The organism is Saccharopolyspora rosea, assembly GCF_025643595.1.
Taxonomy (GTDB): domain Bacteria; phylum Actinomycetota; class Actinomycetes; order Mycobacteriales; family Pseudonocardiaceae; genus Saccharopolyspora; species Saccharopolyspora rosea.
In genome coordinates, this window is record NZ_CP102826.1 from 4,101,790 (window position 1) to 4,117,841 (window position 16,052).

Sequence of the window (16,052 nt, forward strand, 5' to 3'; positions counted from 1 at the left end):
CTCAACCACCGGAGGGGCACACGTCCGCGTGACGGGCGAGCGTCAAGTCACCCTTTCGAGTCGCCGGGGGTGTGGAGCGGGACGCACCGTCACCGCCGTCCGGACCTCGGGTGGCGCGTGGTCCCGGCGCCGTGCGCGAACGAGCCGGATTCCGCGCCGCGCAACGGTTCCGGCTGCCTGCGCAGGTTCTCCAGGGAGCGCCGCAGGTCCGCCAGGAACAGGTCGGCGAGGTCGTGGGTCATCCCGTTGCGCACCACGATCCGCAGCACCGCGAGGTCCGTCCGGTCGGCCGGGAAGGTGTAGGCGGGCACCAGCCAGCCGCGCTCGCGCAGGTGCGCCGAGACGTCGAAGACGGAGTAACCGCCGACGTCGCCGGCGAGGGTGAAGGCGAACACCGGCAGCTCGTCGCCCCGCGTCAGCAGCCGGAACGGGCCGAGCTCGGCGATCCGGTCGGCCAGCGACGTCGCGACGTCCCGGCACGTCGACTGCACGCGCCGGTAGCCCTCGAAGCCCAGGCGCAGGAAGGTGAAGTACTGCGCGACCACCTGCGCGCCGGGGCGGGAGAAGTTCAGCGCGAACGTCGGCATGTTCCCGCCCAGGTAGTTGACGGAGAACACCAGGTCCTCCGGCAGCGCCGCGGTGTCGCGCCACACCACCCAGCCGACTCCGGGGTACACCAGCCCGTACTTGTGGCCGGAGGTGTTGATCGACGCCACGCGGTCGAGCCGGAAGTCCCAGGGCAGCTCCGGATCGCAGAACGGGGCGATCATCGCGCCGGAGGCGCCGTCGACGTGCACCGGGACGTCCAGGTCCCGTTCGTCGCGCGACCGGTCCAGCGCGGCGCAGATCTCGGCCACCGGTTCGTAGCTGCCGTCGAACGTGGACCCGAGCACCGCGACGACGCCGATGGTGTTCTCGTCGCAGCGGGCCACCGCCGACTCGGCGTCGAGGTGGAAGCGTTCGCCCTCCATCGGGACCACGCGGGGCTCGACGTCCCAGTAGTCGGCGAACTTCTCCCAACAGATCTGCACGTCGGCGCCCATGACGAGGTTCGGGCGGTCGGCGGGCCGTCCCGCCGCGCGGCGCGCGTGCTGCCAGCGGCGCTTCAGGGCGAGCCCGGCGAGCATGCACGCCTCGCTGGAACCGGTCGTCGAGCACCCGATCGCGTCGTCGGCCGACGGCGCCCGCCACAGGTGGGCGAGCATCCGCACGCACCGCTGTTCGAGGGCCGCGGTGCGCGGGTACTCGTCCTTGTCGATCATGTTCTTCTCGGCGCACTCGGCCATCAGCCGGTCGGCCAGCGGTTCCATCCAGCTGGTGACGAACGTGGCGAGGTTCAACCGGGCGTTGCCGTCGAGCATCAGTTCGTCGTGGACGATCTGGTACGCGACCGCGGGGTCCAGGTCACCGTCGGGCAGCCGCTCGCGCGGCACCCGCACCGGTTCGGCGACGAACACCGGGTTGTACGACAGGTGCGCCCGGCGCGGTTCCCGTCCCGGATGCCCAAGCGTCATGTCCCCACGCTAGGCGGGCCGTGCGGCGCGCGCAGTCGCGACCGTTCCACACCGATACCCCCGTAGGGTAAACCGCCGAGCACGCCGATACCCCGCGCGCGCACCGATTCGATCTCGGGAAAAACGCGAAACTCCGCAGGCCGCGAGCGGCGCCGGAATTCTTTTTGACTACCTATACCCCCTTGGGGTATAACTGCCGGTGTCGGAGGAGGACGCCATGCCCGGATACGCGCACGACAAGGACGACTACGCCAGGCGACTGCGCCGCATCGAGGGCCAGGTCCGCGGTCTGGCGCGCATGATCGACAATGACGAGTACTGCATCGACGTGCTCACGCAGGTCTCCGCTGCCACGCGGGCGTTGCGGTCGGTGGCGCTCGGACTGCTCGACGAGCACCTCAAGCACTGCGTCGCCGAGGCGATGAACGCCGACGACGCGTCCGCCGACGAGAAGATCCGCGAGGCCGGCGACGCGATCGCCCGCCTGGTGAAGTCCTGACGCGGCACACCCGACGAGAGGAGAGGTTCGACATGACCCAGACCCGCTACACCGTCACCGGCATGACCTGCGAGCACTGCGCGCGCTCGGTGACCGAGGAGATCAGCGCGATCTCCGGGGTCTCCGACGTGTCGGTGGAGCTGTCCACCGGGGACGTCACCGTGACCAGCTCGGCGCCGATCGACGAGTCCGACATCCGCGCCGCGGTCGAAGAGGCCGGCTACGAGCTGGCCGCGAGCTGAGCGCGGGCGGGGCCGTCCGCGGTGGACGGCCCCGCTCCGAGGAGGGAAGCGATGAGCGACACCATCACCGGGACCGCGCCCCGGGAGATCGAACTGGCCATCGGCGGCATGACCTGCGCCTCCTGCGCCGCCCGCGTCCAGCGCAAACTGGGCAAGCTCGACGGCGTGAGCGCCGCGGTCAACTACGCCACCGAGAAGGCCAAGATCACCTACCCGCCCGACATGGACCCGCGCGATCTCGTGGCGCAGGTGGAGGCCGCGGGCTACACGGCCGCGCTGCCCGCCGAACCGGGCGCCCCGGAGTCCGAAGAGGACCCGACCGCGCCGCTGCGCCGTCGGCTGGTCGTCTCCGCCCTCCTGGCGGTGCCGGTGATCGTGCTGGCGATGGTCCCCGCGGTGCAGTTCACCTACTGGCAGTGGATCTCGCTGGTGCTGGCCGCCCCGGTCGTGGTCTGGGGGGCGTGGCCGTTCCACGCGGCCACCTGGACCAACCTGCGGCACGGCGCGGCCACCATGGACACGCTGATCTCGATGGGCACGCTGGCTGCCTTCGGCTGGTCGCTGTACGCGCTGCTGTTCGGGACCGCCGGGATGCCCGGCATGACCCACTCGTTCGAACTGACCATCTCCCGCGGCGGCACCGAGGGCTCCATCTACCTGGAGGTCGCCGCCGGGGTGACCACGTTCATCCTGGCCGGCCGCTACTTCGAGGCCCGGTCCAAGCGGCGGGCGGGCGCGGCGCTGCGGGCGCTGCTGGAGCTGGGCGCCAAGGACGTCGCGGTGCTGCGGGACGGCCGGGAGCAGCGCATCCCCGTCGACCGGCTCGCGGTCGGCGACCGGTTCGTGGTGCGCCCGGGCGAGAAGATCGCCACCGACGGCGTGGTGGACGAGGGCAGCTCGGCGGTGGACGCCAGCATGCTCACCGGCGAGTCGGTGCCGGTGGAGGTCGGCGTCGGCGACGCCGTCGTGGGTGCCACGGTGAACGCGGGCGGACGACTGGTGGTCCGCGCCACCCGCGTCGGCGCGGACACCCAGCTGGCGCAGATGGCCAAGCTCGTCGAGGACGCCCAGAGCGGCAAGGCGGCCGTGCAGCGGCTGGCCGACCGGATCTCGGCGGTGTTCGTGCCGATCGTGATCGGGCTCGCGCTGGTGACGCTGGCGGGCTGGCTGCTGGCCGGGGCCGGACCGGCGGCGGCGTTCACCGCGGCGGTGGCCGTGCTGATCATCGCCTGCCCGTGCGCGCTGGGCCTGGCCACCCCCACGGCCCTGCTCGTCGGCACCGGCCGGGGCGCCCAGCTCGGCGTGCTGATCAAGGGACCGGAGGTGCTGGAGTCCACCCGCCAGGTCGACACGGTCGTGCTGGACAAGACCGGCACGGTCACCACCGGCCGGATGTCGCTGGTGGGCGTGCGCACCGCCGACGGCGTCGACGCCACCGAAGTGCTGCGCCTGGCGGGCGCGGCCGAGCACGCTTCCGAGCACCCCGTCGCGCAGGCCATCGCCCGGGGTGCCAGCGAGCGGATCGGCGACCTGCCCGACGTCGCGGAGTTCGGCAACGTCGAAGGGCTCGGCGTGCAGGCGGTGGTCGACGGCCACGCCGTGCTCGTCGGCCGTCCCGCCCTGCTGGAGCAGTGGAGCCAGCCGCTGCCCGAGTCGCTGCGCACCGCGCGGGAGGAAGCCGAGCGGCTGGGCCGCACCGCGGTCGCGGTGGCCTGGGACGGCGCGGCACGCGCCGTGCTGGAGGTCGCCGACACCGTCAAGCCGACCTCGGCCCGGGCCATCGCCGAACTCCGCGCGCTGGGTCTGATCCCGGTGCTGCTGACCGGCGACAACGAGGCGGTGGCGCGGACCGTGGCCGCGGAGGTGGGCATCGACGAGGTCATCGCCGAGGTCCTGCCGCGGGACAAGGTGGACGTGGTCGCCCGCCTGCAGTCCGAAGGCCGTGTCGTGGCGATGGTCGGCGACGGCGTCAACGACGCGGCGGCACTGGCCCGGGCCGACCTCGGCCTGGCCATGGGCACCGGCACCGACGTGGCGATCGAGGCCGGCGACCTGACCCTGGTGCGCGGCGACCTGCGCGCCGCCGCGGACGCGATCCGCCTGTCCCGCCGCACCCTGGGCACCATCAAGGGCAACCTGTTCTGGGCGTTCGCCTACAACGTCGCCGCCCTGCCGCTGGCCGCCGCCGGGCTGCTCAACCCCATGATCGCGGGGGCGGCGATGGCCTTCAGCTCGGTGTTCGTGGTCGGCAACAGCCTGCGGCTGCGCCGCTTCCGCGGCGCCGCGTGACCGCGCGGGGCGGGGCTTGCCAACGCGGCCCCGCCCTCGCATGATCAAGGCGATCGGGCGGGGAGGGACGTGCATGGACGACGGCACCGAACGCAGCGGACCGGAGCTGTTCAACGATCCGCTGGCGGGCGTGGATCGCACCCGGCCGAACCCGGCGCGGATGTACGACTACTACCTCGGCGGCGCGCACAACTTCGCGGTGGACCGCGCCGCCGCCGACGAGGTGCTGGCCGTGCTGCCCGAGACCCGCACGTTCGCCCGGCACAACCGGGCGTTCCTGCAACGCGCGGTGCGGTACCTGGTCACCGAGGCCGGGATCACGCAGTTCCTCGACCTCGGCTCCGGCATCCCCACCGTCGGCAACGTGCACGAGATCGCGCAGCGGCTGGACCCGCGCTGCCGGGTGGTCTACGTCGACCACGAACCGGTCGCGGTGGCCCAGTCGCAGCGCATGCTCGCGGACAACGACCGGGCCGCGATCGTCCGCGCCGACCTGCGCGATGCCGGGACGGTGCTCGCGCACCCGGAAACGACGCGGCTGCTGGACTTCTCGCGTCCCGTCGGGGTGCTGATGATCTCGGTGTTCCCGTTCATCCCCGACTCCGACGACCCGGCCGGGATCGTCGCCGCCTACCGCGACGCCTGCGTGCCCGGCAGCCACCTGGCGCTGTCGCACAGCCTGACCCCGGAGTACTGGCCGGGCGAGGTCGAGCAGGCCATCGACCTCTACCGCAACAGCACCCACCCGCTGCACCTGCGCGACCCCGACCAGGTCGCCGCGCTGTTCGCGGGATACCGGCTGGTCGACCCCGGCCTGGTGTTCACCTCCGCGTGGCGGCCGGACGTCCCGGTCGACGCCGCGCAGGCGCGGGACAGCCGCGCCGTGGCCGCGGTCGGCGAGCTCGTCGGCTGACGCGCGGAGCTGGCCCGGCCCGAGCGCCGGTCGTAGGGTGGCGGCACCGGACTCCCGACCGGAAGGGGTTGTGGGCATGACCAGCGCCGATCTGCTCGTCGACGCGTTCTCCCGGATCCGCGAGGCCGTCCACGAGGCCGCCGAGGGACTGGACGCGGATCAGCTGGCGCACCGCGTCGACGAGGGGGCCAACTCGATCGCGTGGCTGGTGTGGCACCTGACGCGGGTGCAGGACGACCACGTGTCCGACCTCGCCGAGGTCGAGCAGGTCTGGACGGCGCAGGGATGGGCCGACCGGTTCGGCCTGGCGCTGCCGGTGGACGACACCGGCTACGGCCACGACGCCGACGACGTCGCGGCCGTGCGGGTCGGCTCGGCCGACCTGCTCACCGACTACCACGACGCGGTTTTCGAGCAGACCGTCGGCTACGTCGGCAAGCTCACCGACGCCGACCTGCCGCGCATCATCGACGACGCGTGGGACCCGCCGGTCTCGCTGGGCGTCCGCCTGGTCAGCGTGATCGCCGACGACCTCCAGCACGCCGGGCAGGCCAACTTCCTGCGCGGCGTGCTGGAGCGCGGCTGAGACCCGCTTCGCGGGCGGCGGCAGCCGCTTTCCCCTTCGGGGACCCGCACCGCCGCGGGTTCCGGTCGCAGCGGCGCGGCAGCGCCTCCTCCAGGGGCGGCGGTCCCCGGTCCTTCAGTTGAGCGGGATTTCGCGGCCGCGGGCGAGCACCAGCGAACGCCGGTTCAGGGCTCCGAGGTCGGCTACCGGGTCGCCGTCGACCGCGAGGAGGTCGGCGGTGCACCCGGCGGCGAGGCGGCCGACGCGGTCGGCGACGCCCAGCGCGGCCGCGCTGGTGACCGTGGCCATCTCGATGATCCGCTCGCGGTCGAACCCGAGGTGCTCGTAGACCCCGAGGGCGTCGGGGAAACCGTCGAAGTCCGAACGCGGGACGCCCGCGTCGGTGCCGGTGATCAGCTGGACACCGAGCTCGTCCATCCACCGCAGCCGGTGCATGACGTGCTCGGCGCGCTGCGGGCCGATGCGGTCCAGGAAGTCCCGCCAGCGGGGCGGCATCGTCGAGCAGGCGTAGATGCCCTGGTCGGCCATGCGCTTGGCCACCTCGTCGCGGCGGTCGTAGCCGCCGTCGCCCAGCCACGTGCAGTGCTCGATCGTGGTCACGCCCGCCTCGACCGCCGAGGCGATCGCCTCGGCGCCGTGGGCGTGCGCGGCGACCGGCAGGCCCGCCCGGGCGGCTTCCTCGGTGACGGCCGCGAGTTCGGCGGTGCTGAACTGGGAAGCCCACATCGGCGGCGAACTCGGCGTCATCTGGCCGCCGGAGGCCATCACCTTGATCACGTCCACGCCCAGCTCGGCGTTGCGCCGCACCCGGCGGCGGATCTCCTCCTCGCCGTCGGCCTCGCCGCCGAAGAACCAGCAGTGGCCGCGCGGGATCGTCACCGGCGGCCCGGCGGCGAGGATGCGCGGACCGTCGAGCTCGCCGCGCTCGACCGCGTCCCGGAGCCGGACGGCCGCCGCACCTCGGTCGCCGAGGTCGCGGATCGTGGTGACACCGGAGCGCAGCAGGCGCTGGGCGCGCCCGGCCATGCCGAGCAGCAGGTCGGTGTCGTCGGCGTCGATCACGTTGTCGATGGCGTCGAGGCTCGCGTCGAACGCGAGGTGCACGTGGCTGTTGATCAGACCGGGCAGCACGGTGCCCGCCGGGAAGTCCCGGCGACGCGCACCCTCCCCCGCCTGGGGCACCACCTCGGCGCGAGGTCCGACGGCGGTGATGGTGTCGCCGTCGACCAGCACGGCGCCGTCGTCGATCCGCTGCCCGGCCGGTCCCACGAGCACGTGCGCGGCCGTGATCAGCTGTTGCATCCGCTGTACCTCCTTGTCGTCCGCCGACCAGGCTGGCACGGCGGCGACGGCGGTGGCAGCGGATTCGCCGATCACGCCCGGAAAATCCCTCGCAGCCCGCTCTCCACAGTGGAACGCGGGAGGCGGATTCGGGAATGATCAACGGTGCCGAAAGGAACGGCGCGGTGGCGCGGTGCGACGATTCACGTCGCGTCCGCCGACGATTCCCGGAGCGGAAATCGAACGGATGTGCCCGCCGCGGCGGAAGGCGGCCGGGCGCAATTCCGGCGCCCGGCCCCCGGCGTCGCGACGATTCAGACGCGCTCGACGACGTCGGCTGAGATCACGCCGGTGGAGCCCAGCGTCCGCCGAGGCCGACGGGTTCCCCACGGTCCGTTCGCGGCGATGAGGTCCAGCGGGGGCGGGCAGGCCCGCCCGCCCTCGACCGGCACTACGATCGCGGTTTCGTCGTTGTCGAATGCGGCCTTGTTCGACACGGTTTTCACCCCGGGTTTTCGGGTGTCGAGTGGAATGGCGGCCGACACGATCGTGCGGCGCGCTAATCATTATGACGCACGAGTTCGGCGACCGTGTTCCGGGGGTGGCTCGAACGGGCGAGGAATCGCGGAATTCCACTGAGGATGATCACGGAATTGGTGCATCACCGCATTTCAGGGGCACTGCCCGCGGGATCGCCCCCGCGGGAGCTCCGCGGCCGGACGAGCGCTCGACCGCCGCGCTCGGTGGCGCGCTCCCCCGGCGCCCGGCGGGCGCTCGCGGCTCCGGGGCGCGAGCCCTTCCGGATCCACCCGTCCGGGTGAAAAGGTGTGCGCGGAGTCGATCATCGGAGGAGCGATGCCGCACACCGACGAGCCGAGCCTGCGCGCCGCGGCCGACGACTGGGGCCACCTCGTGCACCACCGGCCGCGTGCCGTCGCGCGTCCGTCCACCGAGGAAGAGGTGGTGGCGGTCCTCGCGGACGCCGAGCGGCGCGGCCTGCCGTTCGCCGTCCGCGGCCAGGGCCACAACACCACCGGGGCCGCGCAGTGCGGCGGCGGGCTGGTCGTCGAGACCGGCGGCCTGCGCGCCGTGCACCACCTGGGCGCGGACTCGGTCACCGTGGACGCCGGGATCCGCTGGAGCGACCTGCTGCGCGCCACCCTGCCGCACGGCCTGGCCCCGCCGGTGCTCACCGACTACCTCGAACTGTCCGTCGGCGGCACCCTGTCGGTCGGCGGGATCGGCGGCGCCACCCACCGGCACGGGCTGCAGACCGACAACGTCCTGTCGCTGCGGGTGCGCACGCCCGGCGGCGAGGTCCGCGACTGCTCGGCCGAGCAGGACGCCGAGTTGTTCGACGCCGTGCGCGCCGGGCACGGGCGGCACGGCCTGATCCTGCGGGCCACGCTGCGGCTGGTGCCCGCACCGCGCCGGGTCCGGCACGTCCAGCACGCCTACACCGACCTGGCCGAGTTCCTGGCCGACCAGCGCGAGCTCGTCGCCTCCGGGGAGTACGACCACGTCGAGGGCATGGCCGTGCCGGGCGAGGACGGGACGAGCTGGCAGTACCTGCTCGACACCGCTGTCCGCGCCCCCGAGGGCGAGGACTACTTCGAGTTCCTCGACGCGATGGCACCGCAGGAGGCCCGGCTGCGCGCCTCCGGGGCGTGGTCGCACCCGCACCCGTGGACGAACACCTTCCTGCCCGACTCGGCCGCCGACGAGGTCATCACCGAGACCACGACCGCCCTGTCCCCCGATGACGTGGGCGCGGCGGACGGCGGTCTGGTGCTGCTCTACCCGTTCCCCACCTCGGTGGTCGCCACGCCGGGGGTGCGAATGCCCGCCGAACCGGTCGCTTTCCTGTTCGCGCTGCTGCGCACCGCGCCCGCAGACGACCCGGCCGCGCTCGCGCGGATGCTCGACGGCAACCGCCGACTGCGGGAACGCGTGCTCGCCGCGGGCGGAACCCCGTACCTGGAACCCTGAGCGCCTGTCCCGGCACCGCCACGCACAACGAGTGCGAAGACAGGCCCCGAGGTTTCGCCCGCCCGGTGGCGGGATAGTCCCCTGACGAACTCTTCTCGGAGAGGAGATCGACATGGGCATCATCAGCTGGATCGTGTTCGGGCTCATCGCCGGAGCCATCGCCAAGTTCATCCTGCCCGGCAAGGATCCCGGCGGGATCATCGTCACGATGATCATCGGCATCGTCGGCGGCCTGCTCGGCGGATGGATCAGCACTGCGCTGACCGGCGCCAACGCTGTGTCCGGGTTCCACGTCATGAGCTTCGTGTGGGCGGTGATCGGGTCGCTGATCCTGCTGCTGATCTACCGCGCGGTGTTCCACCGCAGCCACGCGTAGCAGACCACCGCCGGCCCTGGGGCCGGCGGTGCGTTTCGTCAGGCGATCGAGGGAATCCTGCGGGAGCATCGCGACGAACGCAGCCGCTTGCGCGGGGAGTGCACATGAGCAGGCTGACGCAACCGACCAGGTCGAACGGCACGCTCTTCCGGCGCCTCAGCCAACAGGCCCACGAACTGGACCTGCGGTTCCAGGCCGCCTCCGGACTGCGCCGCCAGCTCAACAAGGTCTTCCCGTCGAACTGGGGATTCCTGCTCGGCGAGATCGCGCTGTACAGCTTCGTCATCCTGATCGTCACGGGCGTGTACCTGGCGTACTTCTTCGACCCCTCGATGACCGAGGTGACCTACCACGGCTCGTTCACCAACCTGCGCGGCGTGCAGATGTCCCGGGCGCTGGAGAGCACGCTGGACATCTCCTTCGACGTCCGGGGCGGACTGTTCGCCCGCCAGCTGCACCACTGGGCGGCACTGATCTTCATGTGCGCGATCGTGGTCCACATGTTCCGGATCTTCTTCACCGGAGCGTTCCGGCGGCCCCGCGAGGTGAACTGGACGATCGGCATCCTGCTGTTCATCTGCGGCATGTTCGAGGGATTCATCGGCTACTCGCTGCCGGACGACCTGCTGTCGGGCACCGGGTTGCGGATCGCCTCCGGCATCCTGCTGTCGGTGCCCGTCGTGGGGACCTGGCTGCACTGGATCCTGTTCGGCGGCATGTTCCCCGGCACCGTGATCATCCCGCGGTTCTACCTGTTCCACGTCTTCGTGCTGCCCGCGTTGATCGCCGCGCTGGTGGCCGTGCACCTGGCGATCGTCTGGTACCAGAAGCACACCCAGTACCCGGGCGCGGGGCGCACCGAGCGCAACGTCGAGGGCGTGCGGATCATGCCGTCGTTCGCGGTGAAGAGCTCCGGGCTGTTCTTCGTCGTCACCGGTGTGCTCGCGATCATGAGCGGCGTCTTCCAGATCAACTCGATCTGGAACTTCGGGCCCTACATCCCGGGCAAGATCTCCGCGGGATCGCAGCCGGACTGGTACATGATGTGGCCGGACGGGATGGGCCGGTTGTGGCCGCCGTGGGAGGTCTACCTGGGCCCCTACACCATCCCGGCGGCGTTCTTCCCGTTCGTGCTCGGCATGGGGCTGGTGTTCACGCTCGCGCTGCTGTACCCGATGCTGGAGCGCAAGCTCAGCGGCGACGAAGCCCACCACAACCTGCTCCAACGGCCGAGGGACTGCCCGGTGCGCAGCGGCCTCGGCGCGATGGCGATCGCGTTCTTCCTGGTGGTGCTGCTCTCCGGGATGAACGACATCATCGCCTTCGTGTTCAACCTCTCGCTGAACATGACCACCTGGGCCGGACGACTCGGTGTGCTGCTGGCCCCGCCGATCGCCTACTACGTGACCTACCGGGTCTGCCTGGGCCTGCAACGGGCGGACCGCGAGGTGCTGGAGCACGGGGTGGAGACCGGGATCGTGCGGCGGCTGCCGCACGGCGAGTTCATCGAGGTGCACCAGCCGCTGGGCCCGGTCGACGAGCACGGTCACGCCGAACCGCTGAGTTACCAGGGCGCGCCGGTGCCGAAGAAGATGAACAAGCTCGGCGCGGGCGGCCGCCCGGTGCCCGGCAGCCTGCTGATCCCGGATCCGGCCACCGAGACCGACGCGCTCGACCGCGCCCGGGAGCAGCAGGCCGAGCACGCCGGCGAGGCCCCCGAGACCGCCGTGGAACGCGCGGCGCGCGGCGCGCAGCAGGGCCGCGAGGAATGAGCGCCCGGGCTCATGGAACCGGCACGCGCGGTCGCCTCCTTCGACTCCGCGACCGGGATGCTGCGCGGCCTGGCCGCGTTCCTCGCCGGGCGTGACGTGCCGCTGCTGGGCCAGGCGCCGCGCGCGCTGGAGCCGGTCCTGTCCGGGGTGCTCGGCGCGCTGAACCGGCTACCCGCGCCGGTAACCGAACGGCTCTACGCCCGCACCGGCGTCACCGAGGCGGTCCCGCCCGCGCGGCTGGGCGAACTGGACTCCGAAGCGCTGGCCGAGTGGATCTGCGACCACTACCCGCGGCGCCGCTACCCGGTGGTGTTCCTGGGGTCCTCGAACGGCGCGCTGGAGCACCTCGCGGCCGCGCTCGGCGCGCCGTGGCTGCCGCAGACGCTGTTGGTCCCGGTGCGGCGGCGCGGCGTCGACCGCGACGACCCGCGCGCCGAGCTCGCGTTCGGGCGGGAACCGGGGCGCGCGCTGCTGGCGGCCAACCCGACCTGGCAGCTGCACCACATGCACGATCCGAACCAGGACCGGTTGATGATCGCCGGGATGGCGTACTTCCGGCTCAAGTGGCTGCGGTTGCCGCGCGCGTACCACCGCTTCCTGCGGGAACGCCTGGCGCCGGGCGGCGTGGCGGTCAGCGCCGAGTGCGGGCTGCGGTGGCCGGTGACGCGGGTCGGCGACCGGCACGTGTTCCAGTTCGGCGCGCTCGGCGGGGCGATCCGCGACGAGTACTTCTCCGGCGGCCCGCGGGTGCACGACCTGCTGCACCGCTACGGCTCGGACCGCGACCGGTGGGACCCGCCGCCCCCGGACGACGAGGCCCCGGAGGCCGAGTGGGGCTTCGACCCGGCGTGGCCGGCCGACCTCGCCGACGCCGTCGACGGCGCGGGCGGCACCTGGCGGCGGCTGCGCTACGACCACCCGGAAGCGCTCAGCCCGGCCGTGGCCGACCTGCACCGCGCCTGGTACCGGGAGTGCGGCATCGACGACCGGCGGTTGCTGATCGACTCCTTCCTGCTCGTCGAACCGTGGTGGACGTTGCGCACCGGGTCGGTGCCGTTCTGGCTGTCGTTCAACACCCGCCCGTCGCTGCGCGCCGCGCACGCCTACCTGGACTCCGCCGATCCGTTCGACGAGATCCGGCTGGTGCTGTTCGCGCACGGCACCGAGTCGATCGGCCTGCCGCCGATGCGCGACTGGGACCGGTTGACCTCCCGGGCCCGCCGCCTCGGCGAGTTCACCGGCGTCGACCCGCGCGCCTTCCCCCGCGACCTGGCCGTGCACGCGCGGGCGCACCGCGACCTGACGCGGGTGCGCCCGCTGCACCCGATGCCCGACCCGGTGCCGCTGGAACGGGCCGAGGACTTCCTGCGCGGCCGCAGCGACATCGAGTGGTCGGCGCCCTGAGAGCCCCTCTTCGGACGATCATGGCAAGCGGCGCAGCCGCTTCCTCGGTCGGCGAGCGGTCTGGCAACCGGCACCGCCCGCGAAACGAGTTCGAAGACGTGCGCTGGGCTGTCAGCGGGCGAGCCGTCCCAGCAGCGCCGAGGAGACGCCGATCATCGTCGCGGCCGCGACCACCAGCACGCCCAGGTCCAGCGCCAGGTCGGCGGGAGTGCCCAGCAGCAGGCCGCGCAGCGCGTCCACCTCGTAGCCCAGCGGGTTGAACCGGTTGATCCACTGCAGCCAGCCGGGCATCAGCTCCACCGGGTACAGCGCGTTGGAGGCGAAGAACAACGGCATCGTGATCGCCTGCCCGATGCCCATCAGCCGGTCCCGGGACAGCACCAGCCCGGCGATCGTGATGGACAGGCAGCAGAAGAACGCCGATCCCAGCACGACCGTCACCGCCATGCCCAACAGCCGCAGCGGGTTCGCGGTCAGCGCGACGCCGAGCAGCGCGGCGAGCACCAGCACCACGAGCGCCTGCACCAGGGCGCGCACCCCGGCGGCGAACGCCTTGCCGGTGACCATCGCGACCCGCGGTGTCGGCGTCACCAGCAGCTTGGCCAGCACTCCCGCGTCGCGCTCCCAGATGATCTGGATGCCGTAGAAGATCGCGATGAACAGCGCCGACTGCGCCAGGATCCCCGGCGCCAGGTAGTCCAGGTACGGCACGCCGCCGGTCGGGATCGCCCGCAGCCGGGTGAACGTCTCGCCGAAGACCAGCAGCCACAGCGCGGGCTGGATGCCCCGGGTGATCAGCTCGGTCCGGTCGTGGCGCAGCTTCTGCAGCTCCACCAGGCACATCGTGGCGATCCGGGAGACCACCAGGCCCACCGGAGAGCGTCGCACCGGCTCAACCGAGCCGACGGGCGACGCGACGGACCGCGCGGACATTCCGCATCCCCTCCCCAGCACCGCTGTCGAGATCGTCGCCGGTCGCCGCGCGGAAGGCGTCCTCCAGGGTCGCTTCCGGGCCGATGGCGGCCTTCAGCTCCTCCGGTGTGCCCTCGCTGCGCAACCGCCCGCGGTGCATCAGCGCGACCCGGTCGCAGTGCTTGTCGGCTTCCTCCATGTAGTGCGTGGTGACCAGCACCGTCATCCCGGTGTCGGCGCGGACCTGCTCGATCCGCTCCCACACCCCGGCGCGGGCGATCGGGTCGAGGCCGATGGTCGGTTCGTCCAGCACCAGCAGCCGCGGCGAGCTGACCAGGGCCTGCGCCAGTTCCAGGCGGCGGACCATGCCGCCCGAGTAGGTGCCCGCAGTGCGCTCGGCGACATCGGCCAGACCGACCGACTCCAGCGCCGCGTCCACCGCATCGGCCCGCCCCGCCCGGGGCACGTCGAACAGGCGCGCGAACAGCGCGACGTTCTCCCGGCCGGTCAGCGCGGAGTCGGCGGACAGCTGCTGCGGCACGTAGCCGATGAGCCGCCGGACGGCGAGCTTGCGGCGCACGTCGACGCCGAACACCTCGATCGCGCCGGGCGGCGCGGGCAGCAGCGTGGTGATCATGCGGATCGTGGTGGTCTTGCCCGCCCCGTTGGGCCCGAGCAGCCCGAACACCGAGCCCCGCTCGATGTCCAGGTCCACCCCGTCGACGGCGATGGTGTCGCCGAAGCCGTACCGCAGGTCCCGGCAGCGCACAGCGGGGGCGGTCACGACGCACCCCGCTCGTCGCCGTCCAGGTTCACCAGCAGCCGGCGCAGCACCGGCAGCGCCTGCTCCAGCGCTGCGACGTCCGATGCGGGCAGTTCCGCGACACCGCCGCCGACCAGCTCGGAACGGGCGGCGCGCCACGACTCCAGGCGGCGCGCGGCGGCGTCGGTGAGGTGCAGCCGCGCGGCCCGGCGGTCCTCCGGATCCGTCGCGCGACTGAGCATCCCGTCGTCGAGCAGCTGGTTGACCAGCGTGCTCACCGAGTTCGGGGCCATGTGCAGGGCCCGCGCGGCGGCCGTCACGCCCACGCCCGGCCGTTCCTCGACCAGGCGCAGCAGTTCGACGTGCGCACCGCGCAGCCGGGGTCCCGGCATCTCGGGGCGCAGCTTGCGCCGCACCAGCCGGCGCAGCGCCGAGATCACCGACATCAGCTCGTCGCCCACGGCGACCGCATCGCTCATGCCGGAAGAATAGCTCTTACTACGAGCAATTCCCAGTGCGAGGTTCAGGCCACGTGCTCGGCCGCCTCGGGCGCGCACAGCCGGTCGACGAGCCGGTCGGCGAAACCGCCCGCGGTGCGCAGCACGACCCGCACGTGCGCGCCCTCCTGCGCCGGATAGCCCCGGTACTGCCCGCGGGTGTCGGCGATCGTGGCGCCACGCGCCGGGCCCTCGCCGGTCTCGACGACGACGTCGACGACCGGGGCGGTCTCCAACGCCACGTCGCCCACCGCGATGCCCGCGGCCAGCGGGTCGTGGCAGGCCGCGCGGCGCACGCCGAACACGTCCCGCTCGTAGAACCCGAGGTAGTGGTCGAGGATCCGGGCCGCGAAGGAGCTGATCGCAGTGCCCGCGTCGACGAGCCGCCGCTGCGCCGACTCGGTGAGCGCCTCGGCCATGGTCACGTCCAGCGGCACGAGCGTGACGTCCCACCCGGCGCGCAGCACGATGTCGGCGGCCTCGGGGTCGTTGTGGATGTTGGCCTCGGCGACCGGGGTGACGTTGCCGGGGTGGTGCACCGCCCCGCCCATGATCGTGACGTGCGAGACCAGCCGGGGCAGCTCCGGTTCGAGCAGCAGCGCGGTGGCGAGGTTGGTCAGCGGGCCGACCGCCAACAGGTGCAGGTTCCCCGGGTTCTCCCGGGCGGTGCGCACGATCAGCTCCGCGGCCGGTTCGGCGACCGGCGTCGCGCTCGGCGCGGGCAGTCCGACGTCGCCGAGCCCGTCCGCGCCGTGCACGTGCGGAGCGAGGTCCACGGTGCCCCGCCAGTTGCTCCGCGCGCCGACGGCGACCGGGATGTCGGCGCGCCCGGCCAGTTCGAGCACGCGCAACGTGTTGTCCGCGGCGGTCGCCGCGTCGACGTTGCCGAACACCGTCGTCACCGCGCGCAGGTCCACCGCCGGGTCGCGCAGCAGGTACAGCAGCGCGAGCGCGTCATCGATCCCGGTGTCGCAGTCGACGATCAGGGGGGCCATCGGTTCCTCGTCCTCCTGGT

General features: G+C 72.6%; 16 protein-coding genes. 9 read left to right on the top strand and 7 right to left on the bottom strand.

The genetic code is table 11. The features are described from left to right. Window positions 1-89: 89 nt before the first annotated feature. Window positions 90-1,514 carry a glutamate decarboxylase gene (locus tag NV263_RS18995; RefSeq protein WP_263247705.1) on the bottom strand — a complete coding sequence of 475 codons (1,425 nt, stop codon included), beginning with the start codon at window positions 1,512-1,514 and terminating at the stop codon, window positions 90-92. Between the two features lie 217 nt (window positions 1,515-1,731). Here NV263_RS18995 and NV263_RS19000 point away from each other — a divergent pair, with 217 nt between their 5' ends. From NV263_RS19000 to NV263_RS19020, 5 genes are all read left to right on the top strand, one after another. Beyond that, window positions 1,732-2,013 carry a metal-sensitive transcriptional regulator gene (locus NV263_RS19000; RefSeq protein WP_263247706.1) on the top strand — a complete coding sequence of 94 codons (282 nt, stop codon included), beginning with the start codon at window positions 1,732-1,734 and terminating at the stop codon, window positions 2,011-2,013. Window positions 2,014-2,045: 32 nt separating this feature from the next. Continuing rightward, window positions 2,046-2,255: a heavy-metal-associated domain-containing protein gene (locus tag NV263_RS19005; RefSeq protein WP_263247707.1), complete on the top strand. Its 210-nt coding sequence runs from the start codon at window positions 2,046-2,048 to the stop codon at window positions 2,253-2,255. A 51-nt stretch (window positions 2,256-2,306) separates the two neighbouring features. After that, complete coding sequence (locus NV263_RS19010; RefSeq protein ID WP_263247708.1) at window positions 2,307-4,544, top strand: heavy metal translocating P-type ATPase; 2,238 nt, start codon at window positions 2,307-2,309, stop codon at window positions 4,542-4,544. Between the two features lie 73 nt (window positions 4,545-4,617). Continuing rightward, the gene (locus NV263_RS19015) at window positions 4,618-5,457 is read left to right on the top strand and encodes an SAM-dependent methyltransferase (protein WP_263247709.1); all 840 of its coding nucleotides are present in this window, start codon (window positions 4,618-4,620) and stop codon (window positions 5,455-5,457) included. Between the two features lie 76 nt (window positions 5,458-5,533). After that, window positions 5,534-6,043: a mycothiol transferase gene (locus tag NV263_RS19020; RefSeq protein WP_263247711.1), complete on the top strand. Its 510-nt coding sequence runs from the start codon at window positions 5,534-5,536 to the stop codon at window positions 6,041-6,043. A gap of 114 nt (window positions 6,044-6,157) precedes the next feature. Here the strand turns inward: NV263_RS19020 and NV263_RS19025 are convergent, their stop codons facing one another. Together NV263_RS19025 and NV263_RS19030 are read right to left on the bottom strand one after the other, a co-directional pair. Next, window positions 6,158-7,345, bottom strand: a complete 1,188-nt coding sequence (locus tag NV263_RS19025) for an amidohydrolase family protein (protein WP_263247713.1) — start codon at window positions 7,343-7,345, stop codon at window positions 6,158-6,160. Between the two features lie 293 nt (window positions 7,346-7,638). Next, window positions 7,639-7,821 carry a hypothetical protein gene (locus NV263_RS19030; protein ID WP_263247715.1) on the bottom strand — a complete coding sequence of 61 codons (183 nt, stop codon included), beginning with the start codon at window positions 7,819-7,821 and terminating at the stop codon, window positions 7,639-7,641. 358 nt (window positions 7,822-8,179) lie between these two features. Here NV263_RS19030 and NV263_RS19035 point away from each other — a divergent pair, with 358 nt between their 5' ends. From NV263_RS19035 to NV263_RS19050, 4 genes are all read left to right on the top strand, one after another. After that, window positions 8,180-9,313 (top strand): FAD-binding protein, encoded by a 1,134-nt coding sequence (locus NV263_RS19035; RefSeq protein ID WP_263247716.1) that lies wholly within the window; start codon window positions 8,180-8,182, stop codon window positions 9,311-9,313. A 112-nt stretch (window positions 9,314-9,425) separates the two neighbouring features. Next, the gene (locus NV263_RS19040; RefSeq protein WP_263247717.1) at window positions 9,426-9,689 is read left to right on the top strand and encodes a GlsB/YeaQ/YmgE family stress response membrane protein; all 264 of its coding nucleotides are present in this window, start codon (window positions 9,426-9,428) and stop codon (window positions 9,687-9,689) included. A 104-nt stretch (window positions 9,690-9,793) separates the two neighbouring features. Then, window positions 9,794-11,461 (top strand): cytochrome bc1 complex cytochrome b subunit, encoded by a 1,668-nt coding sequence (gene qcrB, locus NV263_RS19045; protein WP_263247718.1) that lies wholly within the window; start codon window positions 9,794-9,796, stop codon window positions 11,459-11,461. 12 nt (window positions 11,462-11,473) lie between these two features. Beyond that, window positions 11,474-12,865: a hypothetical protein gene (locus NV263_RS19050; protein ID WP_263247719.1), complete on the top strand. Its 1,392-nt coding sequence runs from the start codon at window positions 11,474-11,476 to the stop codon at window positions 12,863-12,865. A gap of 111 nt (window positions 12,866-12,976) precedes the next feature. On the opposite strand, the gene NV263_RS19055 is transcribed toward NV263_RS19050, so the two are convergent. From NV263_RS19055 to NV263_RS19070, 4 genes are read right to left on the bottom strand one after another with little or no spacing between them, the layout of a single operon-like run. Beyond that, window positions 12,977-13,798, bottom strand: a complete 822-nt coding sequence (locus NV263_RS19055; protein ID WP_380757680.1) for an ABC transporter permease — start codon at window positions 13,796-13,798, stop codon at window positions 12,977-12,979. Next, on the bottom strand, window positions 13,758-14,561 hold the full coding sequence (locus NV263_RS19060; protein ID WP_263247720.1) for an ABC transporter ATP-binding protein: 804 nt from the start codon (window positions 14,559-14,561) through the stop codon (window positions 13,758-13,760). The genes NV263_RS19055 and NV263_RS19060 overlap by 41 nt, the downstream gene beginning before the upstream one ends. After that, complete coding sequence (locus NV263_RS19065) at window positions 14,558-15,019, bottom strand: MarR family winged helix-turn-helix transcriptional regulator (RefSeq protein WP_263247721.1); 462 nt, start codon at window positions 15,017-15,019, stop codon at window positions 14,558-14,560. Before NV263_RS19065 ends, NV263_RS19060 begins: the two co-directional genes overlap by 4 nt. A gap of 44 nt (window positions 15,020-15,063) precedes the next feature. Continuing rightward, window positions 15,064-16,032 (bottom strand): nucleoside hydrolase, encoded by a 969-nt coding sequence (locus NV263_RS19070; protein WP_263247722.1) that lies wholly within the window; start codon window positions 16,030-16,032, stop codon window positions 15,064-15,066. Between the last annotated feature and the right edge of the window lie 20 nt (window positions 16,033-16,052).

Bases quoted from the DNA above. Each gene is read 5' to 3' on its own strand.
- NV263_RS18995 (WP_263247705.1), bottom strand. From the start codon at position 1,514: ATGACGCTTGGGCATCCGGGACGGGAACCGCGCCGGGCGCACCTGTCG.
- NV263_RS19000 (WP_263247706.1), top strand. From the start codon at position 1,732: ATGCCCGGATACGCGCACGACAAGGACGACTACGCCAGGCGACTGCGC.
- NV263_RS19005 (WP_263247707.1), top strand. From the start codon at position 2,046: ATGACCCAGACCCGCTACACCGTCACCGGCATGACCTGCGAGCACTGC.
- NV263_RS19010 (WP_263247708.1), top strand. From the start codon at position 2,307: ATGAGCGACACCATCACCGGGACCGCGCCCCGGGAGATCGAACTGGCC.
- NV263_RS19015 (WP_263247709.1), top strand. From the start codon at position 4,618: ATGGACGACGGCACCGAACGCAGCGGACCGGAGCTGTTCAACGATCCG.
- NV263_RS19020 (WP_263247711.1), top strand. From the start codon at position 5,534: ATGACCAGCGCCGATCTGCTCGTCGACGCGTTCTCCCGGATCCGCGAG.
- NV263_RS19025 (WP_263247713.1), bottom strand. From the start codon at position 7,345: ATGCAACAGCTGATCACGGCCGCGCACGTGCTCGTGGGACCGGCCGGG.
- NV263_RS19035 (WP_263247716.1), top strand. From the start codon at position 8,180: ATGCCGCACACCGACGAGCCGAGCCTGCGCGCCGCGGCCGACGACTGG.
- NV263_RS19040 (WP_263247717.1), top strand. From the start codon at position 9,426: ATGGGCATCATCAGCTGGATCGTGTTCGGGCTCATCGCCGGAGCCATC.
- qcrB (WP_263247718.1), top strand. From the start codon at position 9,794: ATGAGCAGGCTGACGCAACCGACCAGGTCGAACGGCACGCTCTTCCGG.
- NV263_RS19050 (WP_263247719.1), top strand. From the start codon at position 11,474: ATGGAACCGGCACGCGCGGTCGCCTCCTTCGACTCCGCGACCGGGATG.
- NV263_RS19055 (WP_380757680.1), bottom strand. From the start codon at position 13,798: ATGTCCGCGCGGTCCGTCGCGTCGCCCGTCGGCTCGGTTGAGCCGGTG.
- NV263_RS19065 (WP_263247721.1), bottom strand. From the start codon at position 15,019: ATGAGCGATGCGGTCGCCGTGGGCGACGAGCTGATGTCGGTGATCTCG.
- NV263_RS19070 (WP_263247722.1), bottom strand. From the start codon at position 16,032: ATGGCCCCCCTGATCGTCGACTGCGACACCGGGATCGATGACGCGCTC.